Origin of the sequence: Crossiella sp. CA198, from assembly GCF_052078295.1 — a bacterium.
Classification (GTDB): Bacteria; Actinomycetota; Actinomycetes; order Mycobacteriales; family Pseudonocardiaceae; genus Crossiella.
The window spans coordinates 118,162-144,425 of record NZ_JBQJIM010000024.1; the positions used below are offsets into that span (position 1 = coordinate 118,162).

General features: G+C 70.6%; 28 protein-coding genes. 16 read left to right on the top strand and 12 right to left on the bottom strand.

The features are described 5' to 3' along the window. Window positions 1-4 precede the first annotated feature (4 nt). From ACTOWY_RS33990 to ACTOWY_RS34000, 3 genes are all read right to left on the bottom strand, one after another. Window positions 5-871 (bottom strand): nucleotidyl transferase AbiEii/AbiGii toxin family protein, encoded by an 867-nt coding sequence (locus ACTOWY_RS33990; RefSeq protein WP_441313690.1) that lies wholly within the window; start codon window positions 869-871, stop codon window positions 5-7. Further along, window positions 868-1,467: a type IV toxin-antitoxin system AbiEi family antitoxin domain-containing protein gene (locus ACTOWY_RS33995; protein ID WP_441313691.1), complete on the bottom strand. Its 600-nt coding sequence runs from the start codon at window positions 1,465-1,467 to the stop codon at window positions 868-870. The genes ACTOWY_RS33990 and ACTOWY_RS33995 overlap by 4 nt, the downstream gene beginning before the upstream one ends. A gap of 79 nt (window positions 1,468-1,546) precedes the next feature. Further along, window positions 1,547-2,290 (bottom strand): ESX secretion-associated protein EspG, encoded by a 744-nt coding sequence (locus ACTOWY_RS34000; protein WP_441313692.1) that lies wholly within the window; start codon window positions 2,288-2,290, stop codon window positions 1,547-1,549. A 299-nt stretch (window positions 2,291-2,589) separates the two neighbouring features. On the opposite strand from ACTOWY_RS34000, the gene ACTOWY_RS34005 reads away from it, so the two are divergent. Beyond that, on the top strand, window positions 2,590-3,504 hold the full coding sequence (locus ACTOWY_RS34005) for a hypothetical protein (protein ID WP_441313693.1): 915 nt from the start codon (window positions 2,590-2,592) through the stop codon (window positions 3,502-3,504). Here the strand turns inward: ACTOWY_RS34005 and ACTOWY_RS34010 are convergent. Next, window positions 3,501-3,977 (bottom strand): hypothetical protein, encoded by a 477-nt coding sequence (locus tag ACTOWY_RS34010; protein ID WP_441313694.1) that lies wholly within the window; start codon window positions 3,975-3,977, stop codon window positions 3,501-3,503. The two genes, ACTOWY_RS34005 and ACTOWY_RS34010, sit on opposite strands and share 4 nt — an antisense overlap. Before the next feature lie 46 nt (window positions 3,978-4,023). Continuing rightward, a complete protein-coding gene (locus tag ACTOWY_RS34015; RefSeq protein ID WP_441313695.1) occupies window positions 4,024-4,713 on the bottom strand; it encodes a DUF5666 domain-containing protein in 690 nt (229 codons plus the stop codon). Window positions 4,714-4,850: 137 nt separating this feature from the next. On the opposite strand from ACTOWY_RS34015, the gene ACTOWY_RS34020 reads away from it, so the two are divergent. The 6 genes from ACTOWY_RS34020 (at window position 4,851) to ACTOWY_RS34045 (ending at window position 9,316) form a co-directional block, all read left to right on the top strand. Continuing rightward, entirely contained in the window at window positions 4,851-5,537 is a 687-nt protein-coding gene (locus ACTOWY_RS34020) for a response regulator transcription factor (protein ID WP_184999956.1), read from the top strand. Window positions 5,538-5,539: 2 nt separating this feature from the next. Beyond that, complete coding sequence (locus ACTOWY_RS34025) at window positions 5,540-6,877, top strand: ATP-binding protein (protein ID WP_441313755.1); 1,338 nt, start codon at window positions 5,540-5,542, stop codon at window positions 6,875-6,877. Between the two features lie 43 nt (window positions 6,878-6,920). Continuing rightward, window positions 6,921-7,379, top strand: coding sequence for a hypothetical protein (locus tag ACTOWY_RS34030; protein ID WP_441313696.1), 459 nt, complete (start codon window positions 6,921-6,923; stop codon window positions 7,377-7,379). Window positions 7,380-7,382: 3 nt separating this feature from the next. Further along, window positions 7,383-7,736, top strand: a complete 354-nt coding sequence (locus ACTOWY_RS34035) for a hypothetical protein (RefSeq protein WP_441313697.1) — start codon at window positions 7,383-7,385, stop codon at window positions 7,734-7,736. 987 nt (window positions 7,737-8,723) lie between these two features. Further along, window positions 8,724-9,041 carry a hypothetical protein gene (locus ACTOWY_RS34040; protein ID WP_441313698.1) on the top strand — a complete coding sequence of 106 codons (318 nt, stop codon included), beginning with the start codon at window positions 8,724-8,726 and terminating at the stop codon, window positions 9,039-9,041. Next, window positions 9,038-9,316 carry a type II toxin-antitoxin system RelE family toxin gene (locus ACTOWY_RS34045; protein ID WP_441313699.1) on the top strand — a complete coding sequence of 93 codons (279 nt, stop codon included), beginning with the start codon at window positions 9,038-9,040 and terminating at the stop codon, window positions 9,314-9,316. Before ACTOWY_RS34040 ends, ACTOWY_RS34045 begins: the two co-directional genes overlap by 4 nt. Before the next feature lie 167 nt (window positions 9,317-9,483). On the opposite strand, the gene ACTOWY_RS34050 is transcribed toward ACTOWY_RS34045, so the two are convergent. After that, window positions 9,484-10,008, bottom strand: a complete 525-nt coding sequence (locus ACTOWY_RS34050) for a GNAT family N-acetyltransferase (protein WP_441313700.1) — start codon at window positions 10,006-10,008, stop codon at window positions 9,484-9,486. Further along, a complete protein-coding gene (locus ACTOWY_RS34055; protein ID WP_441313701.1) occupies window positions 10,008-10,796 on the bottom strand; it encodes a GntR family transcriptional regulator in 789 nt (262 codons plus the stop codon). The genes ACTOWY_RS34050 and ACTOWY_RS34055 overlap by 1 nt, the downstream gene beginning before the upstream one ends. Window positions 10,797-10,964: 168 nt before the next feature. On the opposite strand from ACTOWY_RS34055, the gene ACTOWY_RS34060 reads away from it, so the two are divergent. The 7 genes from ACTOWY_RS34060 to ACTOWY_RS34090 all read left to right on the top strand — a co-directional run bounded on the left by ACTOWY_RS34060 (window position 10,965) and on the right by ACTOWY_RS34090 (window position 15,856). After that, a complete protein-coding gene (locus ACTOWY_RS34060) occupies window positions 10,965-11,225 on the top strand; it encodes a helix-turn-helix domain-containing protein (protein WP_441313702.1) in 261 nt (86 codons plus the stop codon). 1 nt (window position 11,226) lies between these two features. Next, the gene (locus ACTOWY_RS34065) at window positions 11,227-11,628 is read left to right on the top strand and encodes a hypothetical protein (RefSeq protein ID WP_441313703.1); all 402 of its coding nucleotides are present in this window, start codon (window positions 11,227-11,229) and stop codon (window positions 11,626-11,628) included. Then, the gene (locus tag ACTOWY_RS34070; RefSeq protein ID WP_441313704.1) at window positions 11,628-12,029 is read left to right on the top strand and encodes a hypothetical protein; all 402 of its coding nucleotides are present in this window, start codon (window positions 11,628-11,630) and stop codon (window positions 12,027-12,029) included. The genes ACTOWY_RS34065 and ACTOWY_RS34070 overlap by 1 nt, the downstream gene beginning before the upstream one ends. Before the next feature lie 138 nt (window positions 12,030-12,167). Then, a complete protein-coding gene (locus ACTOWY_RS34075; protein WP_441313705.1) occupies window positions 12,168-13,331 on the top strand; it encodes an AAA family ATPase in 1,164 nt (387 codons plus the stop codon). A gap of 153 nt (window positions 13,332-13,484) precedes the next feature. After that, the gene (locus tag ACTOWY_RS34080; protein ID WP_441313706.1) at window positions 13,485-13,913 is read left to right on the top strand and encodes a hypothetical protein; all 429 of its coding nucleotides are present in this window, start codon (window positions 13,485-13,487) and stop codon (window positions 13,911-13,913) included. Then, window positions 13,910-14,122 (top strand): excisionase family DNA-binding protein, encoded by a 213-nt coding sequence (locus tag ACTOWY_RS34085; protein ID WP_441313707.1) that lies wholly within the window; start codon window positions 13,910-13,912, stop codon window positions 14,120-14,122. The genes ACTOWY_RS34080 and ACTOWY_RS34085 overlap by 4 nt, the downstream gene beginning before the upstream one ends. Before the next feature lie 396 nt (window positions 14,123-14,518). After that, window positions 14,519-15,856 (top strand): tyrosine-type recombinase/integrase, encoded by a 1,338-nt coding sequence (locus tag ACTOWY_RS34090; RefSeq protein ID WP_441313708.1) that lies wholly within the window; start codon window positions 14,519-14,521, stop codon window positions 15,854-15,856. A 57-nt stretch (window positions 15,857-15,913) separates the two neighbouring features. Here the strand turns inward: ACTOWY_RS34090 and ACTOWY_RS34095 are convergent, their stop codons facing one another. Next, window positions 15,914-16,981: a potassium channel family protein gene (locus tag ACTOWY_RS34095; RefSeq protein WP_441313709.1), complete on the bottom strand. Its 1,068-nt coding sequence runs from the start codon at window positions 16,979-16,981 to the stop codon at window positions 15,914-15,916. Next, window positions 16,978-17,769, bottom strand: a complete 792-nt coding sequence (locus ACTOWY_RS34100) for a hypothetical protein (RefSeq protein WP_441313710.1) — start codon at window positions 17,767-17,769, stop codon at window positions 16,978-16,980. Before ACTOWY_RS34100 ends, ACTOWY_RS34095 begins: the two co-directional genes overlap by 4 nt. Window positions 17,770-17,831: 62 nt before the next feature. On the opposite strand from ACTOWY_RS34100, the gene ACTOWY_RS34105 reads away from it, so the two are divergent. Then, on the top strand, window positions 17,832-18,203 hold the full coding sequence (locus tag ACTOWY_RS34105) for a DoxX family protein (RefSeq protein ID WP_441313711.1): 372 nt from the start codon (window positions 17,832-17,834) through the stop codon (window positions 18,201-18,203). A gap of 4 nt (window positions 18,204-18,207) precedes the next feature. On the opposite strand, the gene ACTOWY_RS34110 is transcribed toward ACTOWY_RS34105, so the two are convergent. Further along, complete coding sequence (locus ACTOWY_RS34110; RefSeq protein WP_441313712.1) at window positions 18,208-18,771, bottom strand: hypothetical protein; 564 nt, start codon at window positions 18,769-18,771, stop codon at window positions 18,208-18,210. A 183-nt stretch (window positions 18,772-18,954) separates the two neighbouring features. Between ACTOWY_RS34110 and ACTOWY_RS34115 the strand changes: the two genes are divergently transcribed. After that, window positions 18,955-19,485 carry a hypothetical protein gene (locus tag ACTOWY_RS34115; RefSeq protein ID WP_441313713.1) on the top strand — a complete coding sequence of 177 codons (531 nt, stop codon included), beginning with the start codon at window positions 18,955-18,957 and terminating at the stop codon, window positions 19,483-19,485. Window positions 19,486-19,489: 4 nt separating this feature from the next. Here the strand turns inward: ACTOWY_RS34115 and ACTOWY_RS34120 are convergent, their stop codons facing one another. Together ACTOWY_RS34120 and ACTOWY_RS34125 are read right to left on the bottom strand one after the other, a co-directional pair. After that, complete coding sequence (locus ACTOWY_RS34120; RefSeq protein WP_441313714.1) at window positions 19,490-22,990, bottom strand: UvrD-helicase domain-containing protein; 3,501 nt, start codon at window positions 22,988-22,990, stop codon at window positions 19,490-19,492. Beyond that, window positions 22,987-26,190: an ATP-dependent helicase gene (locus ACTOWY_RS34125; RefSeq protein ID WP_441313715.1), complete on the bottom strand. Its 3,204-nt coding sequence runs from the start codon at window positions 26,188-26,190 to the stop codon at window positions 22,987-22,989. Before ACTOWY_RS34125 ends, ACTOWY_RS34120 begins: the two co-directional genes overlap by 4 nt. Between the last annotated feature and the right edge of the window lie 74 nt (window positions 26,191-26,264).

A 26,264-nucleotide genomic window follows, 5' to 3' on the forward strand; every position in this document is an offset into this window, starting at 1 on the left:
GGTGCTAACCGGTCGCGTCGTCGAGTGCGTCGCGCCAGAAGTCGCGTAGCAGCTTCAGCGCTGCGGGGAGGTTGTCGGCGGTTTCGGTGAGCCGGTGCGCCGACTCCGGGTACTGACTGCTCCACCGCGGTGGCGGATCGGGAACGGTGACCGGCGACGGGTGGGTGCCGCGAACAGTGAACACGTGGCGAACCACGTCGACCAGGGCGCGGTTGGCCTGCAGCCCGTTCTCGATGAGCAGGACCAGGTCAACCAGATCCTTGACCCGGGTGTTGGGCCGGTCACCGTAGTCCCGGGTCAACGCGTGCAGTTTCTCCGCGAAATGTTGCCGCGGTTCCACGGCCTCGATCGACCGTGCCGGGATATCGGCGAAGTCCAGCAAACCCGGGAGCCGCAGCTGCTCGGTGACCGCCAGCTCTTCCCCGCGCGCGGCGACATCGAGCCGGATGGCGGCGAACATCTTGCCCGCGAGCCAGGCCTCAACGGAAAATCGCCAGGCTCCGCGTCCCGCGGTATCCGTGGCCAGCGGTACCGGCGGCTGGATCCGGAACGAGAACCAGTCACCATCCAGGTCTTCGGCGAGCGCCTCCAGCAGAAGTTCACGCACCGCCAAGCCGTCCGCGGCACCGTTGGTGAGCGCGAGATCGAGATCCTTCGTCGCTCTGGCCCGCTCACGGAGCCGGAATTCCAGTACCGCGCCGCCCTTGAGTACCCACTGGGCTCCGTCGTCCGCGGAAAGGCGCACGGCCACCCGGTCGAACACGACGCGGCGGCGGAGCCTGCCAAGATCGCTGTTCTCGTGCTCGGACTGCTGTTTGAGCCGGGTCTCCAGCGCTCGACGCAGATCGATCGCAGTCCTGTACTGCGTCATGCCGCCTCCGCGCGCAGCGCTCGTTCGACGGCCAGTTCCGTCCGTGCCCCCATCTCCTGCGCCGCGTGCAGCAGCCGCCGCCGACTGGTCACTCCCCTGGAGAGAAGCTCGGCGACTGCTGAGTCGACGATGTCCTGATCAATCCCAGCCGAAGCCGTCTCGATGACGGCGCGAAGCGGGGTGGTGACCCGGAATCCCTCGTGCGCCTCGACGTCCTGGTCCATCAGCCGCGACCGGTGCAGCACCACCGCGCTGTGCTGCTGCCGGAAGTCAGGTGGCACGGTCAGATGGATCTCCGCGGGGTTGGCGATGCCGAGGTCGTGCACCGCGAGCGCGCTGGTGTGCGAGACGACGGCGCGGTCGCGACTCCACATCGACCAGCGGACGAACTGATCCGTGGCCTCGCTGGGCAGGTCCTGGTACTCGCGGAAGCGGTAGATGCCGCGATCGACCCGCGTCCAGTTGCCCCGTTTCCGATGGAACTGCTGCGCTTGGTAGGAGTAGCCGGCCGCGAGGGCCTCCGCCGCGGTGAAGTAGCCACGCTGGCGGGCGGCTACCTGCCAGAGCCGGTCGCGCGGGCCTCGCTCGTCAAACACCGGACTATGGTACCTCATACTCAAACTAAGCTTTAGTTTCGCGTATGCGCTTCTCATGAAACTAAAAGTTTCTTGTAGTTTAGTCCCAGCCTAGGGTGCGGGCCAGGTCGGCGAGCATGCGTTGGACCTGGGCGGTCACCCTGGCCGGGTTGCCGGGGGCGACCGTGGTCCAGGAGGCGCCGTCGTAGGTGCCGCGTTGTTCCAGCAGGTAGCGGCCGCGTTCGGTGTCCAGGAAGCTGACCGTGTGGGCGGCTGCGTGGCGGCGGCCCGTACGGTCGCGCATGGCGGCGCCGAACTGGCCGCCGCCGGTGATGCCGCTGAGCATGTGGCCAAGGGCCTCGGCGTCGGTGGCCCGGACCCGGCGGGCGCGCAGCGCGCTGGTCAGGTCCTCGGCGCCGGTGTAGGCGCGGCCGCAGGCCTCGTCGAAGACGCCGCTGGGCAGGCTGACCGAGCGGCCGGGGCCGCCGCGCAGGGTGGGCGCGACCGAGACGATCAGCCTGGGCAGGGCGGTGCCGAAGGCGGGGCGCAGCCGGATCAGGCCCGCGCTGCGGGTGGCCAGCAGGCCGGCGTCGCCGGAAGCCACCGCGACCGCCCAGATCTCGGGCTGGCGGGAGACCAGCACGGTGACCTCGCGCTGGGCGGTGGCCAGCAGGCGCAGGGCCGGGACCAGGTCTTCCTCGGGCGGCATCGGCGGACCCGGCTGCTCGGGACCGGCCGGGGTGGCCAGCGCGGCCGGGGGTACGCCCAGGCCCAGCCGTTTCCAGCTCAGCGCGAACTGGCGCGGGTCGAGTCTCAGTTCGGCGCGGCGCGTTCCCGCGGTCACGGCAACGTCCCCATGGGCTGCCCCTCTCCGCTGTTGCGACGGTGCGGAGGTGGGACGGAAAACGGGACTCCCAGGTTCCCTAAGAACTCGGCTGAGCTGTCCGAGGTCTGACCCGAAGGTGCAGGGGAGCTGCCCGGCGAGGCATTGACAATCGCCCGCGAGTGGTTGTCGATCATGGCGCGCTGGGACCGTGGGTGCGGTCAGCGGAGCACAACGGGAGGGGAATTCCAGTGCGAGCAACGGGAATCCGGACGCGGTGGGGCCGGGTGGCGGCGACGGTTCTGGCCTTGGTGTCGGGTGTGGCGGGGACGGGTTTGCTGGCGGCCTCGCCGGCGGCGGCCGCGGCGCAGCGGCCGGTGTACGCCATCGCGCACCAGGTCAACACGCTCGGCGGGGTGAGCGCGGCGCTGGACCACGGCGCCAACGCCATCGAGATCGACGCCTGTGCCTGGTGGAATCCGAACGAATGGCGGGCCTGGCACGACTGCAGCAGCGCCGGGAACAACCGGTACGGGCCCAGCATGGACAGCATGTTCACCCGGATCCTCGAAGAGGCCGGCCGGGGGCGCAAGCTCGCGCTGGTGTGGCTGGACCTCAAGGATCCGAACTACTGCGGCGAGCAGCCCAACCGCGGGTGCAGCGTGGCGGGGCTGCGGGACATGGCGCAACGACTGACCAGCGCGGGCATCCCGGTGCTCTGGGGCTTCTACGAGTACCACCCCAGCAACCCCGATGTCGGCGGCCGCGGCTGGCAGAGCCTGCAGGGACGGCTCGGCCCGCTGGAGGGGATCACCACCACCGGATCGCTGGACAAGGTCCGCGGGGTCTACCACAGCCACGGCTCGGGTCTGCCGAATGGCCGCCGGGTGATGGACTACGGGGACTCCGACATCCGCAACGGGTTCGGCAACTGCACCGAGCCGAGCTGGAACACCTGCACCGAGTTGAAGAAGGCGGCCGGTGACCGGGACGCGGGCCGGTTCGCGGCGACGTTCTCCTGGACGACGACCTATCACGACACCTGGTACGTCGACCGGCTGCTGGGCGTGGCTGGCGTGAACGGCATCATCGCCGGGTACGGGGCGCAGACCGGCGCGAAGGACTACGACGGCTCGTGGCAGTGCGGCAACGCCATCCGGCAGATCCGCGACTGGGTGGCCGGGCACGGCGGTTCGCACCGGATGGCCACCGCGGGCGACCGGCTGTTCTACTAGCCAGGACTGGCCACCGGCTGGGCTTTCGCCCGGCGCGGCATCGGCAGCCGGACCCGCAGCAGGAAGCCGTAGAGCGCGCCGGCCACGCAGGCCAGCGCCAGCAGCACCGAGCTGAGCCTGCCCTCCAGGCCGGGACCGGTGGGCGCGGCGCCCGCGGGCAGCACGACCAGGTCACCGGCGGCCACCGGCACGGGCAGCGCGACCTTGAGCGTCTCGCCCTGGCGGTGGCCGCAGCCGTCCAGTGTGGCCTGCCGCTTCTGGCCGTCGACCTCGATCTCCACCACGTCCCTGGCGGCCTGGCCGGTGCACGGCGTCGAGGTGACCACCACCGCGCTGACCTCGCGGGTCTGCGCCTGGGTCGAACCGCCGGCGAGCACCGGGCGCAGCCACACGACCAGCGCGGTGCCGAGACCGACCAGCCCGACCGCGAGCAGGATCAGTCCCCAGCGCACGGGAGCGGGTCGGGGAGCCACTCTGTCGATGGTGGCAGACGGCTCCCCTGCCCGGTCAACCGGAGCGCTACCGCTTGGCCGGGACCTGGACCAGCCGCTCGGCCTTGAGCAGCGCGCCGCCGTCGGCCGCGGCACCGCGGACCGAGACCAGGTCGCCGACCTTGGGCTTGTCCTGGATGCCAGCCAGGTCCACCGGCACGGCCAGCCCGGACTGGCCGAGGATGGTCGCCCGGTCCCCGTCCAGCCTGGTCACGGTGCCGGTGATGTGCGCCTTCGGCGCGGTGACCCGCAGCGCCTTGTTCTCCTTGCTCACCCGGACCGCGACCCGGTCACCCGCCCGCAGACCGGTGAGCGCGTCCTGACCGTTGCCGCGCACCCTGGTGCGGGCGTCGGTGTCCACGGTGACCTCGCCGCCGCTGTCCCTGGTGACGGTGAGCTTGCCCGGCGCCACCGACTTCACCGCGCCGAGTAACAGGGCGCTGTCCGCGGGCGCCCGGCGCTGCTTGTTCTCCTTGGGTCCGCGGGCCTGCCGGTCCTGCGCGGCCACCTGGACCACCTCCGGCTCGGCGGCCAGCGCGATCTCGCCGCGCGGCGCGGCCGACCCGGTCAGGCCGCCGAGCAGCACGGCCCCGACCGCGGCGCCCGCCACGCCGATCACCGCGACCAGGCCGAGTGCCTTGAGCCCGCGCCGGCGTGGCGCGGCGGACTCGGCGGGTGGCTGCTCCGGGACGGGCACGATCAACGGCTCCTCGTTCACGGTTCCTCCACGACGACTGGGCGATACGACAGCTGGGTTGGTGCGGCAGCGACGCTCCTCGGCGAAGCTGAACCAGAGCTGAAACACCCGGTTCGGCGCGAGTGCCTTCAGCCATGCTTCAGGCTGGTGGGCCCACAATGGGACCGGTGAGCACCGCTGCACGAGTTCTGCTCGTCGAGGACGCCGAGGCCATCCGGGTCGCGGTGGCCTCCGCACTGTCCGCCGCCGGCTACGCGGCGCAGGCCAGGCCGGATGGCCGGACCCTGGAGACCGACCTGGACTCCTTCCGCCCGGACCTGGTGATCCTGGACGTGATGCTGCCCGGCCGGGACGGGTTCGCGCTGCTGGAGGTGGTGCGCAGCCGGTGCGATTCGGCTGTGGTGCTGCTCACCGCGCGGGACGGCGTGCACGACCGGGTGCGCGGGCTGCGCGGCGGCGCGGATGACTACGTGGTCAAACCGTTCGAGCTGGCCGAGCTGATCGCACGGGTGGGCGCGGTGCTGCGGCGGCTCAACCGGGTGCCCTCCACCACCCAGATCGCCGACCTGGTCATCGACGCCGACGGCGGCATCGTCTCCAGGGTCGGGGTGAGCATCGAGCTGACCGCGACCGAGTTGCGGCTGCTGTCCTACCTGGCCGCCCAGCGCGGGCGGGTGGTGAGCAAAACGCAGATCCTCACCGCGGTGTGGGGCTATGAGGACTACGACGCGAACCTGGTCGAGGTGCACGTGAGCGCGTTGCGCCGCAAGCTGGAGGCGCACGGGCCGCGACTGCTGCACACCGTGCGCGGGCTGGGCTACGTGCTGCGCGCGAACGAGCCGTGAGCATGCCCGACGGCGTGCCGCCGCCACTGCGCACCGGATCGCTGCGCCTGCGGGTGTCCTGGGCCTCCTTCGGCGTGTTCGCGCTGGCGGTGATCGCCTTCATCGTGCTGGTGGACTGGCGTTTCGGCGTGCAGTCGGCCCGGGAGTTGAAGGACCGGGTGCAGGCCCGCGGGGACCTGGTGGTCAGCGCGGCCAGGGACAGCCGGGACAACCACTACCTGGCGAACAAGGCCACCGGCAACGGCATCCGCGGCACCATCGTGCTGCCCAACGGCCAGGAGATCACCGGCCCCGGCCAGGGCGAGCCGGTGGATCCGCTGCGGGTGGAACGCCAGCTCACCGGCAAGCGCAACCTGATCCTGGTCGCCGACCGCACCGAGACCTCCGCGGCCCAGCGCAGGCTGCGCCAGCTGCTGGCGCTGCTCGGCGTGGGCACCCTGGGCGCCGCGGCGCTGGTGCAGGCGCTGGTGATCCGGCTGTCGCTGCGCCCGCTGGACCGGATGACCAGCCTGGCCCGCTCCATCGCGGGCGGGCACCGCGGCGGCAGGCTGGCGCCGACCAAGAAGAACACCGACATGGGCCGCACCGCCGCGGCCTTCGACGAGATGCTGGACGCCCTGGAAGGCGCGGAACGCCAGGCCAGGGAGTCCGAGGAACGGGTCCGCCGGTTCCTGGCCGACGCCGCGCACGAGCTGCGCACCCCACTGGCCGGGGTGCAGGCTGCGGCCGAGGCGGTGGTGCAGAGCAGTCCGGAGAGCAGCTTCGAGGACCGGGAACGGCTCAACGTGCTGATGGCCCGCGAGGCCAGGCGGGCGGGCAGGCTGGTCGAGGACCTGCTGTCCATCGCCAAGATCGACGAGGGCCTGGAACTGCGCTGGGAACCGGTGGACCTGCTCGCGCTGGCCCGCTCGGAGGCCGAACGGATCCGGCTGCTGGCCAACCACGTGCAGGTGGTGGTGGCAGGCACCGCGGTGACCGTCTCCGGCGACGCGGACCGGCTGGCCCAGGTGCTGGCCAACCTGCTCGGCAATGCCCGCCGGTACTCCGAACGCGGCGGCGTGGTGTCGGTGCAGGTGGGTCAGTACGGGCCGTGGGCGTACGTGGAGGTGGCCGATGCCGGGCCAGGGGTGCCGCCGGCCGACCGGCAGCGGATCTTCGACCGGCTGGTACGGCTGGACGCCGCGCGGGACCGGGGGTCTGGCGGGGCCGGGCTGGGGCTGGCGATCGCGCAGGGGATCGCGCGGGCGCATGGCGGGAACCTGGAGTGCGTGCAGCCGCCACCGGGTCAGCCGGGGGCGTTGTTCCGGCTGATCCTGCCCGTTCAACCGGTGCCGCACTGAGGCCCCACTTGCGCGGAGTTCTGAAAAAGTTCAGAATGTGCTCATGGTGACCGAGGTGCAGTGGCACGAGTTGCAGCGCGACCCCAAGGGCGTCGCGGCACTCGCCGACGAAGGCGATGTCCGCGTCCGGCGACGCGACGGCGCCTCGCTGCTGCTGATCCGGGAAGACCGGTCGCAGTCCGCCGCTGACGGCGCGGTGACCGCCGCGCGGGCGCTGCGCAACGTGCTGGCGCACCTGCCACGTGAACTGGCGGCCAGGGCTCTGCTCGATGAGTTCCCCTGGGTGGACGTGCTGCCGGTGGAAGAGCAGGCGCAGTTCGCCCTGGACTTCGCCAGGGCGTTCCAGGCGTCCGCGGAACTCGGGCAGTGGTCGGTGCTCGACCAGACCATCCGGGAATGGCGCAGCACCGCGATCATCCACGCGGATCCGGAGCTGGCGGGCAAGCTCGCCGGGCCGTTCGACGGGGACTTCGGTCCGGTTCCGGCGCCGACGGAGGTCTGAGTCGTGCCTGCCAAACGCGGCGACCGGGTAACCCCGCCAGCCCCGCCCGGTGGCTGGGAAGCGCGGTTCGCCACCGCCGACGCGGCCAAGGGCTGGGAGGAGCTGTGCCGATCCGCGCGCTCGAACACCTGGGAAGCGTGGATCGTGCTCACCGAACGGCCGACCGCACCGGAGAACCCGGCCCGGCAGCACCGGCTCCGGGGCCGCTACGCCGCGGCCGTGGTGGACGGGCAACCCCTGGAGCAGTGGCAGTACGAGGTCACCTCGGGCGGGCGGATCTGGTACTGCCCGGCCCCGGACCGGCGGTTGGTCTGGGTGACCTACGCCAGTCCGAGGCATCCCAAGGCGACCGACTGACTCAGTCCCCCTCGGGTGGGGTGACCTTCTTGACGTAGATTCTCAGGCTGACCATTCAGACACGTGCACCCCGGATGTTTTGGCTGGTCAGAGAGACCAGGGCAACGGGGGAAACGGTCCGGACGGCCCCGGACTGAGACCCTGATTGAGACCCGCGCACGGCGGCCTGGACATGGGCGGATGGCGTCCGGGGCAAGTCCTCTCCCCCCTGGCTACAGCCGCGCAAGACCGGCTGGACCCGGGAGGGGGCTGGTCGCTGGGCTCGGCTGACGCTGCCCGCTCTGCCTGGCCTGGGGCGGGTGAACGGGCGCGTGAGCCAGCACCTGGTGCGTGAATACTCACCCCGGTCCCGCCCGGCCCCGTTCACTCGGGCTGAGCTGGGCTGTTGACCTGGGAATGAACGAGTGAACGAGCAGGCGCCCACCAGGGTGGAACGGCCTGGACAGGATGGCCAGCGGGGCTGCGCTCGTTCACTCACTGGCCGAGACCACCCCGGGGTGGGCCTGCCCCGACCGCGGTGGCCTGGCCCGGGTGGGTTAGCTCGGCCGCACCCTCGCCGCACCCCCGAAAACGCATGATCAACACACGTTCAGCGGCCGATCTAACCCAGTTAATTTTCTAACTTTCCGCAGGTCAAGGCGGGTTAAGGTCGAGTTAATCCCCGGGTTAGAAATCTAACCCGGCCCGACCGATCTAACCCGCGACTTAACCCGCGATCTAACCCACCCGCCCCACCCCGTTCGGCGCTCTACGGGGCTCTCAGCGCCCTGCCAAAGCGTCCGTACGGCCCTCAGCCGCACTGCGCGGGGGTGGGGACCCTGCGGCCCTCTCCCGTGGCCCTCACCGCTGTCCTGATCAGGCATCCGGACGTCCAGACCCGAACCTGCCCTACTACCCCCGCGCGGGGGTAGTAGGGCTGTCTGGCCTCTGCCTGCGCGGCTACCCTGGGAACGTGACATTCACCAGCGCACCAGGGAAGGAAGCCGAGTGAGCGAACAGCCCGTCAGCGTCTCCGCAGACGACCTGCACGCCCTGCACACCGCCACCCAGCAGGCCGCCCGCTGGGAAGACGCCGTACGCCGCGCCGAAGGCGGTGAAACCGTCGCCGTCATCGCACACGGCGAACACGTCGCCGACGTCGTCCCCTCCGGCGAGCTGGACCGCCTCCGCGAAACGATCGACGTGCTCGCCGATGCCGACCTGGTCCGAGACCTGCGCGAAAGCATGGAGGACATGCGCGCCGGCCGAACAGTGTCCGCCGACGAGATCGCGGCGGACCTGCGCGCCCGTTCCGGTGACCGGTGACCGCGGCTACGCCCTACACGGTCACCTTCACCCCCGGCGCCCGCCGCAGCATGAACAGGCTGCCCATGGATGTCGCCACCGCGCTGTTCGAGCACATCACCGGCCCGGTCGCGGGCAACCCGCGCCGTCTCGGCAAGCCCCTGGACGAACCGTATGACCAGGTGTGGAGCACCCGACGGGGCGAATACCGGGTGCTGTACGCGATCGACGACACCGCCCGCACGGTCACGGTCCTGACCGTGGCCCACCGCCGCGACGCCTACCGCCCCCGGTAGACAGCTCGGGGACACAGGGACACCGTGTCCCCGAGACTGTCCCCGCTGTTTGTGCAGCTCAGACCCTCTACGGGGACACGGGGACAGCGGGGACACCATCTGCGCAGGCGCTGTCCCCGATCTAGCGCTGCTTCTAGCCTGTGCAAACGCGCTCCGAACTTCCGCCGTCAACGAGACGACGACCACGGTGGTGCCTCGTACACGGCGGCACGTTCGGACTGCGCCTCACCGTGATGGTGCGTGACGGTGCCAAGACGACGGCAACCGAGCGCCTCGTACAGGCTGATCGCGGCCTGATCCTTCAACATCACATCGAAAGCGACAGAAAGCCCGCGTTCGCTGGCGAACTCGTAAGCAGCATGCATAAGCTTTTTCCCGGCTCCGCATCGCCGTTTCTCAGGGTCCACAAAAAGCCTGGCGGGAATAGCAAGTTCGCCAATTGACTTACCGGTGACCCCTCGCCAAAGAGTTGCAGCATCGTCACCGTCAACGGCAAGAGTAAGCGAGACCTGACCGACAGGAAGACCATCATAGAGCGCGGTCCAAGCTGCAAGCTCATGCGGCGGAGTTAGCCACATTTCAGGCTCAGTAACCCCCTCTACAGGATAGCCATCACGGGCATGAACGCGAACAAGAACCTGGGCAAGATCAGGAAAATCTGCTTTCTGCCGAGGGCGAATTTCAAGAGACATTAGGCATCCACCGCCATCGTATAGTCAAGACCGGTGTAATCAGCACGCATGACGAACTCCGTTAGCTCGAATGGCCGACGCCCCTGATCAAGTCCCGTGTGAAGCACTACCAGCACGGGCACGCCGTCCGGCAACATCAATCCTCGCACTTCATCGGGCGTAGGCATTCGGGCAGTGACCTCTTCACGCGTGTACGTGATTAGATACCCCTTGTCTTCAAATCGTGCATATAGGTCACCTTTACCCAACTGGTCACCTGTCGCCAGTTCGGACCCTTCAGCGATTTCCCACGGAATAAAAGTCACGCCGATTTGCATTGGCTCCGCATCAGCAAAGTACCAATTTTCCCGACGAACGACACTCTTCACGTTAGGATCAACCTTCAGTCGTTCAGCAACGAAATTCGGTGGAATAATTCGCTCAATTGAGGTCAGGTTCGCGTTTGGCGTTCGATTCTGCATAAGAACTTCAGCATGGAACGGCGACACGCCCGTTTCATCTCGGAGCCTTTTCGAATAGCGACTCTGACCAAAGCGCATGAGGCGCGGTTTGATCCTGACGAACACACCGCGGCCGTGCTGCGCGACTACAAGACCGGATTCCGCCAGCTGACGCATAGCTTCACGCGCGGTGTTACGAGCGACATCGTAGGTTGCGGCCAGCTCACGCTCCGACGGGAGCTTGTCTCCGGGACCGAAGCTCCCGGACTCGATTGCAGCGCGCAGGGCAGCAGCGAGCTGGCGACTAGGAGTGCCCTCGCCTTGCGGCGACCTGGGTGGATGCGTCATGCCACAAGTCTAGCGAAACTGGCTTGCGCCACTTGTTGACACTGGCTTAAGCCAGTTGCTACGGTTGCTCCTGTCGCACTGATCGCTAGAGCGGCGGCAGACAACAAGAAGCCCCGGCGGTGCGGGAACACCGGCCGGGGCGCACATCTCAACGGTTGGAGCCACAAGATGCAGGACCAGACTACCCGCTACCTGCGGGTCAACGCAGTCGCCGAACGGTACGACATCTCCAAGGCCACCATCTACCGCGCCATCAAGGCCGGAAAGATCGACGCCTTGCTGATCGGCAAGTCCCTGCGCATCCCCGAGTACGCCCTCCGCGCTTTCGAGGACACCGCCGCCGAGGACGCCCGACAGGCCCTGGACTCCTTGGGGCACAACACTTCCGCCTCCGACCTGGACAGCGACGAGACGGCGGAGGTGGCCTGAGATGATCCCCCAGAACCACGCCTTCGGCACCATCGGCGGCCACGCCACCCACTGCCTGTCCGGCCTGCGTCAGCAGAACACCACCCGGGCCACCGTGCAGGTCAGCATGACCTACGCCCTCTCCTATGAGGACCTGGTGGCCGTGCTCTACACGCTGCTCACCGGCGGCATGCAGCTCACCGACCTGGCCGAAGACGCCCTGGCACACGAGCTGGTCATGGACACCCTCCTCAACGCCTCCCCCTCGGTCGAGGAGGCCCAGGTGGAGATCGGCGAAGGCGGGCTGAACGCGGAGCGGGCCGAGGCCCTGACCTTCGCCCGGGACCGGGTCTCCCAGCTCTACGGCCTCCCCGCCGGCACCCCGGCCCGGCGCACCCGGGCACGCGCGAAGGCGGCAGTCTGATGACCGCCACCCTCACCGGCGCCGCAATCCAGGTCACCCGACGGCAAGCCGGACCACGCGATCCGCGGTTCACCTTCACCGACACCACCACCGGCACGGCACTGTTCGAGCTGGGCAGCTACGGCGAGTTCACCGCCGCGCTGCTGCTCTCCGACGCCGACCTCACCGGCGACCTGAACGCCTCGGCAGTGGCCGCCCTGGTAGCCGCCACGGTCCGCCGTTTCGGCACCGCCACGGTCCGGCAGACCGACGAGAACCTCCGCGCCTACAACCGGCGCATCGTCACCGGACAGCCCACCACCGGATGCGTTCCGGTGCCGAAACGGCACTACGACCGGTGCACCAGCCTGGCGTGGCGACTGGGCTGGGCCATCGACGGACACAGCCTCACCAGAGGCTGAGCGCCTGCCGAAACGGCAGCCCTACGGCCGCCGGTTCCTGCCGGTCCGGCAGTCCCAGCCGCATTCCACCCCGGCTGGGCCTGCCGACCCCGGCACCCCCGCACCAGCACCCCGCGCACACCACCAGTGGGAGCGTTCATGAACCACCCAGACACCACCAGCCCGGCACCGGGCCTACCCCGCCTACGGGCAGTCCCCCCACCGGGTACAGCCGCTCTCGCCCCGGCCGCAACCTCCGGCGAACAGCCGGCCGCCGCACCAGGTGGCACCACCGCCGAACCCGGGTTCACGGCACCGGCCACCAGCAGCCTGGTGCTGCCGCGCGGCACTGGCGGGTTCACCCTCGGCCCTGCCGGATCGGCTGCCGGTCCGCGCTCGGCCTGGACCGCCAGCGAGCTGATGGGGATGGAGTTCCCCGAACCGCGCTGGGCCGTCCCGGGCTTTCTCGCCGAAGGGGTGAGCCTGCTCGCCGGACCGCCCAAGGTCGGCAAGTCCTGGCTGTCCCTGTCCCTCGGCCTGTCCATCGCTGCCGGAGGCCTGGCGTTCGAGCGCGTCCCCGTCCAGGCCGGACCGGTGCTGTACCTGGCCTTGGAGGACACGCCCCGCCGGTTGCGCAACCGCATCGAGATCGTGTTGGGGGACGTGCCCGCGCCGGACGGGCTGACCCTGGCCACCGCATGCCCGCCCTTCCCCTCCGGTGGCGTGGCAGCGATTGCGGCGTGGTTGGAGGAGCACCCGGCCGCCCGCATGGTCGTAATCGACGTCTTCGCCAAGATGCGCGGTATCCCGCCCGCGGGCATGTCGGCCTACGACGCCGACTACGCCGCAGTCGGGCACGCCAAGCGCCTCGCCGACCGCTACGGGGTCGCCGTGGTCCTAGTCCACCACGTCCGCAAAGCCACCGCTGAGGACTTCCTGGCCACCGTCTCCGGCACCAACGGCATCGCCGGTGCCGCCGACGCGGTACTGGTCCTGGAACGCGGCCGAGGCCGCGCCGACGGAGTCCTGCACATCACCGGCCGCGACGTCGAAGAAGCCGAACACGCACTCGCCTTCGCCCCCGAACGCGGCGCGTGGTCCCTGCTGGACGGCCCGGCCAGCGACCACACCATGGGCGACACCCGCGCCACCATCCTCGGCCACCTGCGCGCCTCCCCAGGGCAAGGCCCCTCGGAGATCGCAGCCGCGTTGCAGCTCGACGTGGAGAAGGTCAAGAAGACCTGCCAGCGGATGTTCACCGATGGCGAGCTGCGCCGGTCCGGCGGGCGCTACTTCCCGGCCGGGGACACCGCCCCGCCGTGAGGTGTCCCCGCTGTCCCCGTGTCCCCGTAGGGGGTCTGAGCTGCACAAACAGCGGGGACACCTCGGGGACACCGTGTCCCCGGTGTCCCCGTACAGGCCCTGAGCTGCACAAACAGCGGGATACCCCGCCCGACCTGGAAGGACCCGATCCCGATGACCGCGATCACCAACCCCGTCGCCCTGCTGGACCAGGTACAGGCCGCCAGCACCGAGGCACACCGCGTGCTGCACCACGCTGCCCGCGAGAAGTCCATGACCCTGACCCGCTCCACCCCGTCGGCGTGGCTGGCCGAGCAGTTCACCACCCTGGTGTGCGCCATCGTCACCGGCACCGTGCGCAAGTGCCGGCACTTGGGCGCCGCACCCCAGGTCGCCATGGCCGCGGTCTGGGCACCCGGCCACCTGGTCTGCCCGACCTGCTTCCCCCAGCTCGCCCCCAGCCCGGCCGAGGACAGCACCTGCGACCGCTGCCGCAAGCCTGCCACCACGCTGCACAGCACGATCACCGCCGCCGGACCGATCCTGCTCAGCTACGGACTCTGCCCCACCTGCCACACCCCCACCGCGAAGGAGTCCCGATGACCGCCCAGCTCGACACCGCACCGCGGATTCTGCTCACCGTCGAACAAGCCGCCGCACAGCTGTCCATCGGCCGCACCCGGATGTTCGCCCTCATCAAGAACCGGGCGGTCGAGTCGGTGCAGATCGGGCGCAGCCGCCGCGTCCCCCTGGACGCCCTCCGCACCTACACCGACCAGCTACGCACCACCGGCCGCGCTCACGCGGCGTAACCAAGCGGACGGCCTGCGGCCGACTCAATTCCTAGCGGCCAGGGCCGCTAGACCTAGCACCTCCGCTAGCAGCCCGACCCAGCCACCGGCCAGGGACCCACTGAGGGACCCATCAGGGAGGGAGGGAGTTCTCCCTCAGCGGGTCCCTGGCCAGCCTCCCTCACATCACCAGCGACAACACCAGCGAGGGACCCCGGGGACCCACCACCGGCGACCAGCCGAAACACCCCGAAAACCGCTTGTTCGAACACCCCGTGTGGGTCCCTCCCTGCCGGTCTAGCACCTAGCGGCCCCGGCACCGCACCCCCTGGAAACACCCCCAGCGACCGGTTCCACCCTCCGGCCGCGCGACCTCGCATACCCAAGTCCAGTCACTACGAGTAACGGAGACCAGGCATGCCACGCAAGAAGCGTCCCGAAGGCACCCGCGCCCCCAACGGCGCGTCCAGCATCTACTTCAGCGAGTACGACCAGCTCTGGCACGGCCGCGTCACCATGGGCACGCTCGACAACGGCAAGCCCGACCGGCGACATGTCAAACGCAAGGAAGAAAAGGACGTAATCGCGGCAGTACGTAAGCTTGAGCAGCAGCGTGAAAGCGGAAAGGTCACGAAGCCTGGGCGAGCCTGGACAGTCGCGAAGTGGCTGACCCATTGGGTTGAAAATATCGCCGCTCCCACGATTCGCTACAAGGCTGCCACGACTTACCGGACTGCGGTTTACGTTCACCTCATCCCCGGGCTCGGCGCTCATCGCATGGACAGGATCACTCCGGAGCATTTCGAGAAGCTGTACCAAAAGCTACTGACGAAGGGGAGCCTGAAAGCTACCTCCGTCGGGATGATCCATCGCACCGCCAATACCGCGTTTCGGGTGGCTCTAGTACGAGAACACATCACGACTAACCCTGTGGCACTGGCCAAGCCTCCCAGGGCCGAGGAAACCGAGATTGAGCCGCTCAACGAGGAAGAGATCAAAGCACTCCTGAGCACTGCCCTGACGCAGAGGAACGGCGCTCGATTCGTTCTCGCTCTCGCCCTGGGAACACGGCAGGGTGAAACACTCGGGCTGAAATGGTCTCGCCTGGATGACGCGACAAAGACGCTGCGGATCGCTCGTCAACTCCAGCGCCGGACTTGGCGACATGGCTGCGAAGACCCCGAGGTCTGCACCACGAACCAGCACAAGACCGAACCGTGTCCGGAGGGGTGCACGCGGCACAAGCGGGCTTGCCCTCCACCCTGTTCGCCAGACTGCGTTGGTCATGCCCGATCGTGCCCAGAGCGTCAGGGCGGTGGCCTGTTTGAAGTAGAGGTCAAGTCGAAGGCCGGAAAGCGTGGAATGGTTCTGCCGGATCAGCTCTATCAACTGCTAGTACGGCACCGTGAGCAACAGGCGAAAGAGCGGGAGACAGCCGGGTCAGAATGGCATGAGGGTGACTGGATGTTCACCCAGCCCAACGGCCTGCCCCTGGACAGCAGCAAGGACCGGAAGGTGTGGAAAGAGCTGCTGACCACCTCTGGTGTCCGTGACGCTCGGCTGCATGACGCCCGGCACACGGCCGCGACCGTGCTCCTCATCCTGGGAGTGCCTGAGCGGGCGGTCATGGGATTCATGGGCTGGTCGAACATGGGGATGGCGAAGCGCTACATGCACGTGACCGAGCCTGTCCGGCGGGACATCGCTCAGCGCCTTGACGGGTACCTCTGGGGGGACAATCGAGACCCGAACTGAGACCCTGAACGGGGCCAGCCCTGCGGCTGGCCCCGTTTGGGCTGGTAGAGACGTTCTCTACTCCCCTTCGGGCGGGGTTACTTTCTTGACGTAGAGCAGCCGGTCCCCGGCCTCGATCGCGTCCGCCTCGGCCGCGTCCACCCGGAACAGCTGACCGCCGCGGACCACGCCCAGCACGATGTCGGAGATGTGCCGGGGTGAGCCGCCGATCTCGTTCGGCTCGACATCGCGTTCGGCGATGGCCAGGCCGGCGTCCGGGGTCAGCAGGTCCTCGAACATCTCCACGATGGACGGGGTGGTGGTGGCCATGCCGAGCAGGCGGCCCGCCGTCTCGCTGGAGACCACCACCGAGTCGGCGCCGGACTGGCGGAGCAGGTGCACGTTCTCGGCCTCGCGGACGGAGGCCACGATCTGGGCGGTGGGGGCCAGTTCGCGGGCGGTCAGGGTGACCAGGACCGCGGTGTCGTCGCGGTTGGTGGCCACCACGACCGCCTTGGCCTGCGGCACACCGGCGATGCGCAGCACGTCGGAGCGGGTGCCGGAGCCGTGCACGGTGACCAGTTTCTGCTGGGTGGCGGCTTCCAGGGACTCGTGGTCGGTGTCGACCACGACGATGTTGCCGGGGTCGACGCCGTCGCCGAGCAGGGCGCTGACCGACGAGCGGCCCTTCGTGCCGTAGCCGATGACGACCACGTGGTCACGCACGTTGGCCCTCCACTTCTGGATCTTGAAAGCCTGGCGGGAGCGTTCGGTGAGGACTTCGAGGGTGGTGCCGACCAGCACGATCAGGAAGAGCACCCGGAGTGGGGTGATCACCAGGATGTTGGTCAGCCTTGCCGTTGGCGAGATCGGGGTGATGTCGCCGTAGCCGGTGGTGGACAGGGACACCGTGGCGTAGTAGATCGAGTCGAGCAGGGTCAGCCCGTTGTCGTCCACATCCCGGTAGCCCGCGCGGTCCAGGTACACGATGACCACCGTGACGGCCAGCGCGATCGACGCGCCGATCACCCTGGTGACGATCGAGCGGACCGGGCCGCGCCCGCCCTCGGGGATCTTGATGACCCCCACCAGGTCGTGGTCGGGACGGTCGGTCAGCTGGCTCACCGACCACCTGCGCCGGATCATGCCGCACTCCCCCGATCGGTCAGGCCGGACGCACGGGCGCCGGCGGTGCGCACCAGTGTGGCGAGTGCCTCCGCGTGCCCGTGCAGCGAGGGCAGGTCAACGCGTTCGTCGGCGCCCGGACCCGGCGCCGCGGACAGCGGTGGCGGGCCGGGCAGCTCCCGGATGCCCACCGCGGTGCGCAGCAGTGGGACGGCGTGCGCGCGCACGTCCTCGGCCGCGCAGCACAGCAGCAGGTCGCCGGTCAGCTCGGCCGGGTGTTCGCCGAGCAGCTCGTACAGGCTGGCCGCCGAGGGCACGCCAGCGCCGTCGGCGAGCAGCCGCAGGCTCACTCTGGGACGTTGCCCGCCGGTGGCGGCCAGGTGCGCGCGCACGCCAAGGCGCAGCGCGGCGATCCGGCCGCGGCCGCCGCGCACGCCCAGTCCGTACAGGCTGCCCGCGCGCACGGTGGGCTCGAACGGCGGGAACCGCCAGTCGGCCAGCGCGGCCGGCGCGGGCACGTCGTGGTGGGCGTAGAGCAGCAGGGTCGGCGCGCCGGGATCACCGGGCCACTCGGCGTACACCGAGGGCACGCCGCGCAGGTCCCAGCGGCGGATCCGCGGCCAGCCGTCGCGGTCCAGGCCGCGGGCCAGTGCGTCGGCGGAGCGGGTCAGGTCGGTCCGGTGGGCGGGATCGGCGCTGATCGCGGGGATGGTGGTCCACTCACGCAGGTCCGCCAGGTAGGTCTCGGCCAGGGCCGCTACCGCCTGTGCTTCGGCGGAACCCGCGCCCGGATGGTGCTCGTCGGTCACGGCGAAGCAGGCTATGGCATCGGCCGGACCCCGCGCCGCCGACACGACCTATGCTCACCGTCATGAAGCGTGCCAAGGCCGCGGTCGTGCTGGCCGGGTTCCTCAGTGGAATGGGTGTGCTGCACTTCGTGCGCCCGGAGCCCTTCGACGAGCTGGTGCCCAAGGCCCTGCCCGGCGGGCCGCGGACCTGGACCTACCTCTCCGGGGTGGCCGAGCTGGCGGTGGGCGCCGCGGTGGCCGTGCCCAAGACCCGGAAGCTGGGCGCGCTGGCCGCCGCGGCGCTGTTCATCGCGGTGTTCCCGGCCAACGTGAAGATGGCCTGGGACTGGCGGGACAAGCCACTCAAGCAGCGACTGATCGCCTTCGGCAGGTTGCCGCTGCAGATCCCGCTGGTGCTGTGGGCGCTACGGGTGCGCCGCAACGCCGGTCAGTAGCGCCTCAGAAGTAGAGCACGTCCCAGTGCGGCGGGTTGGCCTCCCGGGTGTAGATGTTGCCGGCGTTGGACACCCACTGCTCCACGCCGAAGGTGGGCTGACGCTGGGTGAAGCTGCGCCGGATGTAGCCCTCGATGCAGTCCGCCCGGCGGAAGTCGACCTTGTAGCCGTTCCAGTGCGTGTAGGTGCCGCCGCCGTGGCCGGTCTCGGTGCCGCCGGTGAGGTGCACCGCGCAGCCACTGGCCCGCTTGAGCGTGATGACCTGGTCAATGGTGCCGGAGAAGATCTGGTCGAACGAGGTGCAGTTGGGGTTGAGCCGGTCCGAGCAGTTGCCGCTGGAACCCCAGGTGATCCCGGCCGCGCTCAGCCGGGCGGTGGCGGTGGCGTGACTGATCTTGACCCCGCCGCGCGGCTGCGCCGGAATGTCGAATCCGGCCAGTCGAACACGCTCGGGCGTGCGCTGCTCGGTGGATGGGACGGCGGTCGCCGAGGCGGCGGGCGCGGCGGTGATCAGGCTGATGGCCGACAGGGTGACGGCTAACAGGCCTCCGAGAATTTGTGTACGCATGGGTCTCCTAAATCGCAGGGGACGGAAACCATGCGGTGCCGAATGGTTGGATGGTCACAACTTGACGCAGAGATAAGAAAAAACCCACCAAATGGGGCAACTCGCTGGACAGAACGGAGGAAAAGTCCGCTCCGCCAGGCGGCCGCCGCACCGATCATCGAGCGATCGGCCTAGGATGCCTGGGTGCCGCCACTCCAACACGCCGCTACGGCGCTCGGCTGGCGCGGCGTGGTCATTCCCGACGTCGCCGTGCTCGGTCAGCAGGTGTCCGCGGTGGTCCGCGTCCTGGACCACGTGCACCAGTGGCGCACCGAGAACGGCTGGCCACCGGAGCCGGATCCGTCCTGGTTCCGGTCCTGGTTCGAGCCGGACTTCCACGACCAGATCCCGGTGCCCGCGGTGGAACTGCTGGGCGTGCTGGTGATCGAGTCCTCGGTGGAGTCCGCGCTGAACTCCTGCGGCACGCTGATGACGCTGGCCCCGTGCGCGGTGGTGCTGCCAGCGCCGCAGCCCGCCGACGCCTGGCCGCTGATCGAACTGGACTACTACGGGATCGGCGTGGTCACCGCGGACACCGACGGCGCCGATGTGCTGATCGCGCCGGAGGACCGGTCCCGGGAGTTCGGGCCCTCGCTGTTCGGGCGCTGGTTGCAGGAAGTGCTCTACGAGCAGACGCTGAAGCTGACCACGCAGACGGTGCGCACCCGCAACTGAGCGCTCACAGCTTCGGGATCTCCCTGACCAGTTCGCGCAGGCCCTCGGCGTCGAGCAGGTCGGCAGGGCGCAGGGTGGTGTCGGTGCGCACGTAGTGGAAGGCGGCGCGCACGGTGGTCAGTTCGGCCCCGGCCAGTGCGGCCCAGGCCAGCCGGTAGGCGGCGAGCTGCACGGCCAGTGCGGGCAGGTGTGTTTCGTCGGGGACGGCGCCGGTCTTCCAGTCGACCACGGTCCAGCCGCCGTCGGGGTCGGCGAAGACCGCGTCCATCCGGCCGCGCACGGTGATGCCGTCCACCTCGGTCTCGAACGGGACCTCCACGTCGTGCGGGGTGCGTTCGGCCCAGGCACTGGCCAGGAAGGCGCGCTGCAGGGCGTCCACGTTCTCCTCGGTGGGCAGGTCGGCGTCGGCCGCGCCGGGCAGTTCGTCGAAGTCGAGCAGGCGGCTGGCCTGGTAGCGGTGTTCCAGCCAGGCGTGGAAGGCGGTTCCCCTGCGGGCCAACGGGTTCGGCGGGAACGGGAGTGGGCGGCGCAGGCGGCGGGCCAGCGCGTCCGGGTCCTTGGCGAGTTCGACCAGCTGGCTGACGGAGAGTTGTTCGGGCAGCAGGACCTGTTCGCGGCGGTTGGCGGCGGCGGCGCGTTCGGCGAGCAGGACGTCCACGTCGCGGGCCCAGCCTTCGGGGTCGAACTCGTTGGCGGGCGCGGGTTCCGGGGTGTCCGCGGAGTCGGGCGCGGGAGCTGGTTCCGCGACGGTTTCGGCCTCGGCGCTGGGCTCGGGCTCGGGCTCGTCGAAGTAGGGGTCCTCGGGTGGGTATTCCTCGTCCTCCGGCGGCACGAAATCCTCCTCCGGCGGGAGGTAGTCGTCCTCCGGCGGCAGATATTCCTCGTCGCGGGCCAGGTAGTTCCCGGGTTCCGGGGCGTCCTCGTCGGCGGGTTCCGGTTCGGCGGGTGGCTGATACTGGTCCACTGTGGACAGTGCTGCCCTGACCAGGTCCGCGCCGTCGGTGACCGCGGAGCGCCTGCGGGCCAGCGGGTCCACCGGCCAGGTGAGGCTGTTGCCCTGGGCGGCCAGTGGGTTGACCTCGTCCTCCGCCGGGTGCGGGGCCCAGTGGTGCACGATGCCGACCCGGTCGCCCGCGGTGATCACCTCGTGGATCTCGGTGAGGAATTCCGAGGGACCGCGGGGTTTCTCGCCGGTCTCACCCCACCAATGCCCTGATACCAGCAGGGTTTCCTCGGATCGGGTGAGCGCGACGTAGAGCAGTCTGCGTTCCTCGGCCAGCCTGCGTTCCTCGAACTCCTCGGAGTGCACGGCCAGGGCTTCCTCGATCTCCTTGCGGTTCTCGCAGGAGTGCAGGTTGAGGCCGGGCAGGTCCTGGGCGTCGCCGCGCAGCACCGCGGGCAGCTGGTGCGGCACCCGCAGCCAGGAGGCGGATTTGCGGCGGCCCGGGAAGACGTCCTTGACCAGGTGCGGCACCGCGACCACGTGCCATTCCAGGCCCTTGGCGGCGTGCGCGGTGAGGATCTGCACCCGGTCGGGGGAGACCTCGACCTCGCCGGGTTCCAGGCCGTCCTCGGCGCGTTCGGCGGTGGCCAGGTAGTCGAGCAGGCCGTTGAGGGTGGGATTGGCGCTGCTGCGGGCGAATTCGGCGACCACGTCGGCGAAGGCGTCCAGGTGCGCGCGGCCGACGCCGGAGAGCCGGGACAGCGATTCGATGTCCAGCAGCAGGGTGCGTTCCACGTCGGCGACGAGTTCGCCCAGTGGCTGGTCGCCGCGGCGGCGCAGGGCGGCGAGTTCGCCGCCGAGGCGGCGGATCCGGCGGAAGCCCTCGGGGCTGTACTCCTCGGGCGGGCCGGGATCGTCCAGCGCGTCGACCAGTCCGGCTTGTTCGGCGTGTTCGCCCGGCAGCGCGTCGGCGAGCGCGTCCAGGGGGTCCGGGCCGCCGCGTTTGCTCTCCGGGGTGGCCAGCAGCCGGGCCCGCCGCCACAGCGCGGCCAGGTCGGCGACGCCCAGCCGCCAGCGGGCTCCGGTGAGCAGCCGCATGGCCGCGGTGCCCGCTAGCGGATCGGTGAGCATGCGCAGGGCGCTGACCAGGTCGCGGACCTCGGGCTCGGTCAGCAGGCCGCCTAGGCCGACCACCTCCACTGGCAGCCCGCGTTCGCGCAGGGCGGCGGCGATCCCGGCCATGTCGGCGCGGCGACGGACCAGCACCGCGGCCGTGGGCGGCGCGCCGGTGGCGTCCACTGTGGACTCCCAGCGGGCGGCCACGGTGTCGGCCAGCCAGGCCAGTTCGGCGTGCAGGTCGGGCAGCAGCGCGATCCGGACGTCGCCGACGCCGGCGTTGTCCTTGGCCCGCAGTTCGGCCACGCCGGAGCGCAGCGTCGCGGAGACCTGGTTGGCCAGGGTGAGCACTTCCGGTGGGTTCCGGAAGCTGGTGAGCAGGCCGTAAGTGGTTGCGGGGACCCATTTCCCGTGTGCGTCGCGGGTGGGGAAGTCGGTGGCGAAGCGGGGCAGGTTGGCCGCGCTGGCGCCGCGCCAGCCGTAGATGGCCTGCACCGGGTCGCCGACGGAGGTGACCGGCAGCACCGGCCGGTGCGAGCCGCCGAACAGGCCGCGCAGCAGCACCCGCTGGGCGTGCCCGGTGTCCTGGTACTCATCCAGCAGCACCGCGCCGTAGCGCTCGCGTTCGATGGCCACCACGTCCGGATCGGTCTCGGCCAGACTGGCCGCGAGGGACATCTGGTCGGCGAAGTCCATCGCCGCCTCCCGCCGTTTCCGCTTGGCGTAGGCCTCCACCAGTGGCAGCAGCGCGACCCGGAGTCGTTGTGCGGCAACGATCTCCTGCAGGGCGACGGGCAGGCCCTCGCGTTGCCGGGGCGCGCGCGGGGCGTCCTCGATCAGGCGGCAGAACTCCAGCGCGTGCGCGCGCAGCTGGTCCGGGCTGACCAGGTGCTCGCCGAGTTCGCTCGCCAGGGACAGCAGGTACTGGGTGACGGTGGCCGGGACCTTGTCGGTGTCGATGTCCTCGGTCCAGCCCGCGACCACCCGGTGCGCGAGCTGCCAGGCCGCGGTCTCGGTGAGCAGCCGGGCGCCGGGTTCCACCGGCAGCCGCAGCCCGTGTTCGCCGACCAGCCTGCCCGCGTAGGCGTGGTAGGTCAGCACGGTGGGTTCGCCAGCGGTGACCGCGGCCCGGCGGTCGCCGCTGGGGTCGAGCCGGTCCAGCAGCCCGGAGCCGGCCAGCCTGCGCAGCCGGGCCCGCACCCGGTCGCCGAGCTGGCGGGCGGCCTTGCGGGTGAAGGTCAGGCCCAGCACGCGTTCCGGGGTGACCAGGCCGTTGGCCACCAGCCACACCACCCTGGCCGCCATGGTCTCGGTCTTGCCGGCGCCCGCGCCCGCGATGACCAGCGCGGGTTCGGCCGGGGCGGCGATCACCAGCGCCTGTTCCGGGGTTGGTGGGTGCAGGCCGAGTGCCGCCGCGACCTCGTGCGGCGTGGCGAACTCGGTCACTCGCTCACCTGCCTGCCGGAATCCTGGGTGGGACAACAGGTTCGCGCCGGGCAGCGGGAGCAGTCGGTGTTCTCGGTGGCGGTGAAGGTGGGGCCGATGCAGGCCGCTCCGGCGGCGTAGACGGCGTCCAGCCAGACCTTGACGCCCTCCTCGTTGAGCGGGGCCTGGTTGCGTTCGGCCGCACCGGATTTCTTGTCCGGCTTGGCCACGTAGAGCAGTCGCGCGCCGCCGGGCTGGGTGCCAAGGCCGAGCGAGGAGAACGCGCCGAGTGCGGCGGCGAGCTGGTAGACGGCCAGTTGCGGGTGTTCCTCGGCCTCCTTCTTGCTGACCGCGGTGCGCGCGGTCTTGATGTCGACCACCACCGGCCGGTTCTCGGCGTCGGTGTCCAGCCGGTCCACCCGGCCCTTGACCCGCAGCCAGGGCCCGCCGTCCTCCTTGGGCGGCAGTTCGACGATGATCTCGTGCTCGACCGCGACCTGGGTCAGCTCAGCCCGGCTGCGCACCAGCCAGGCGCGGAAGGAGTCGACCATGCCCTCCACCCTGGCCCGTTCCTTGCGGGAGAACCAGGGCGCGCCCGCGTCCACCGCGGCCCAGGCCTCGTCCAGGGTGCGTTGCAGGGTGTCAGGGTCGGCGCCGGAGGAGGCGGCCTGGACCAGGGCGTGCACCAGGGAACCGGTGATGGAGGCCAGTTCGGCCGGGTCCTGGCCGCCGTGCCGCTCCACCATCCAGCGCAGCGGGCAGCGGGACAGAATGTCCACAGTGGACGGTGAGATGCCGACGGCTTCCACGTCTGTCCACAGTGGACGTTCGGTGCTGGTCGCGCCAAGGCCGTACCAGGAGTCCGGGTGCGCGCCGGGCACCCCGGCCGCGGCCAGCCGGGCGAGCTGGGTGGCGGCGCGTGCCCGCTGGTCCGGCTCGGCCCGTGGATCGCAGACCGCGCGGCGCAGGTCGCCGACCAGGTCGGCCAGGATCAGGCCGCGGCTGGGCTGGAACACCGGGCGGATCGCGTCGGCCTCGTCGCTGCCCTCGAAGTCCGCGCCGTCCAGCTCGTCCAGGAACCGGGACGGGGTGTCGTCCTCGCCGCGCACCGCGCTGACGATCAGCGACTGCCGCGCCCGGCTGGCCGCGACCAGCAGCAACCGGCGTTCCTCTGCCAGGATCGGGGCCACCGCGGACACCTTGTCCTCCGCCCGCACCCCGGCCAGCAGGTCGATCAGCCGTTCCACCCCGAGCAGTGAGCCACGCAACCGCAGATCGGGCCAGATCCCTTCCTGCACACCGGGAATGGCCACCAGGTCCCACTCCCGGCCGACCGCGGCGTGCGCGGTGAGCACCGCCACCGCCTCGCCCTGCGGCGCGGCCGCGGCCAGGGTGTCGCCGGAGATCTGTTGCGCGGTCAGGTAATCGGCGAATCCGGCCACGCCGGAGCCGGGCAGCCGGTCGGCGTAGCGGGCGGCCGCGTCGAACAGCGCCACCACCGAGTCCAGGTCTCGGTCCGCCTGCGCGCCAACGGGTCCGTGCCGTCCGGCCAGGGCCAGCCAGCGCTGTTCCAGCCCGCTGGCCTGCCACACCTGCCACAGCACCTGTTCCACGCCCTCACCGGCGGCCACCGCCTCGCGGGCGATCCGCAGCAGCATGGCGACCCGGCGGGCCGGCGCGGCGGCCTCGTCCAGCGCGACCAGCTTCTCATCAATGGTGAGCGCCTCGACCAGCAGTTCGCCGCTGGCCCGGTCGCCACCGGCGGCCAGCTCCAGCCTGCGCAGGCCGCGGCGGAGTTTGCGCAGGGCGAGCGGATCCCCGCCGCCGAAGGGCCCGGTGAGCAGGGCGGCGGCCAGGTCGGGGTCGAGCAGGCCGGGCCGCGCGGCGCAGCGCAGCACGGTGAGGAAGGGCCAGACCGCGTTCTGTTGTGGCAGCGGCAGTTCGTCCGCGGGCACCGCCACCGGCACGCCCGCGGCCAGCAACGCCCGCCGCAGCACCGGCAGCGTGTTCCCGGTGCTGCGCACCAGCACCGCCATCCGCGACCACGGCGTCTCCGCCAGCAGGTGCGCCCGGCGCAGCTGGTCGGCGATCCAGGTCGCCTCCTGCGCGGCCGAGGCCAGCACCCGGATCTGCACCGACCCGGACGCCCCGTCCGTCCGCCCGCGCAGTTCCCGCTGTGGTCCGGCCCCTGGCAGCCGTCCGGCCAGCCGGGACACCGCCGCGCGCACCGCGGGCGCCATCCGGTGGTCCTGGGTGAGCACCACGGTGCCGCGCTCCCCCGGCACCTCGGCGAGCAGCCGGCGCGGATCCGCGCCGCGGAAGGTGAACACGGCCTGGTCCGGATCCCCGAACAGCAGGCACTCCTGGGCGGCGTCGCCGAGCCGGCGGATCAGCGTGTGCTGCAAGGGGTCCAGGTGCTGCCCGTCGTCGACCAGCAGGTGCCGCACCCTGGCCCGCTCGGCGGCCAGCAGGTCCGGATCGGTCTGCAGGGCCAGCAGGGCGGACCCGACCAGCTCGGCCGCGTCCAGCGCGGGCGCCGCGGCCTGCGGCCCGGTCGAGCCGACCACCCCGCGCAACAAGGTCACCTGCTCGTACTGCAGCCCGAAGGTCCCGGCCGCGACCCACTCCGGCCGCTCGTGCCGCTCACCGAGTTCGATCAGCTCCTCCGGCCCGACCCCGCGTTCGGCCGCCCGCAACAGCAGATCCCGCAACTCCGCGGCGAACCCCGGCAACCCCAGCGCGGGCCGCAACCGCTCCGGCCAGTCCGGCGCCCCCGCCTCGATGTCCCCGGCCAGCAACTCCCGCACCACCGTGTCCTGCTCCGGCCCGGACAACAGCCGAGGCGGCGGCAACCCATCCCGCGCGGCCTGCAGCCGGAGCACCGCGAAGGCATAGGAGTGCACGGTCCGCACCAGCGGCTCCCGGATGGTGCGCAGGCCGTCGGGCTGATCGGCGGTCAGCCGCGCGGTGATCCGGGCCCGCAGGCTGATCGCGGACTTCCGGCTCGCCGCCAGCACCAGCACGTGCTCGGGGTCCTCGCCCTGGCGGATCCGGTCCGCGGCGACCTCGGCGAGCAGGGTGGTCTTGCCGGTGCCCGGTCCGCCCAGCACCCGCAGGAACCCGCCGGTGTGCGCGAGCACCGCACGGGCCGCGTCGTCCCACCGCGGCGGCGGAACCGGCTCGGCCGTCCGGCGAACCAGCGCGGGCGGACGGAGAGACACCCTGGCATCGAAGCACGCCGGGTGGTGGGGCAGGTGAACTGGGCCCGGCGCGTTGGGCTAACGGAAGCGGTCGG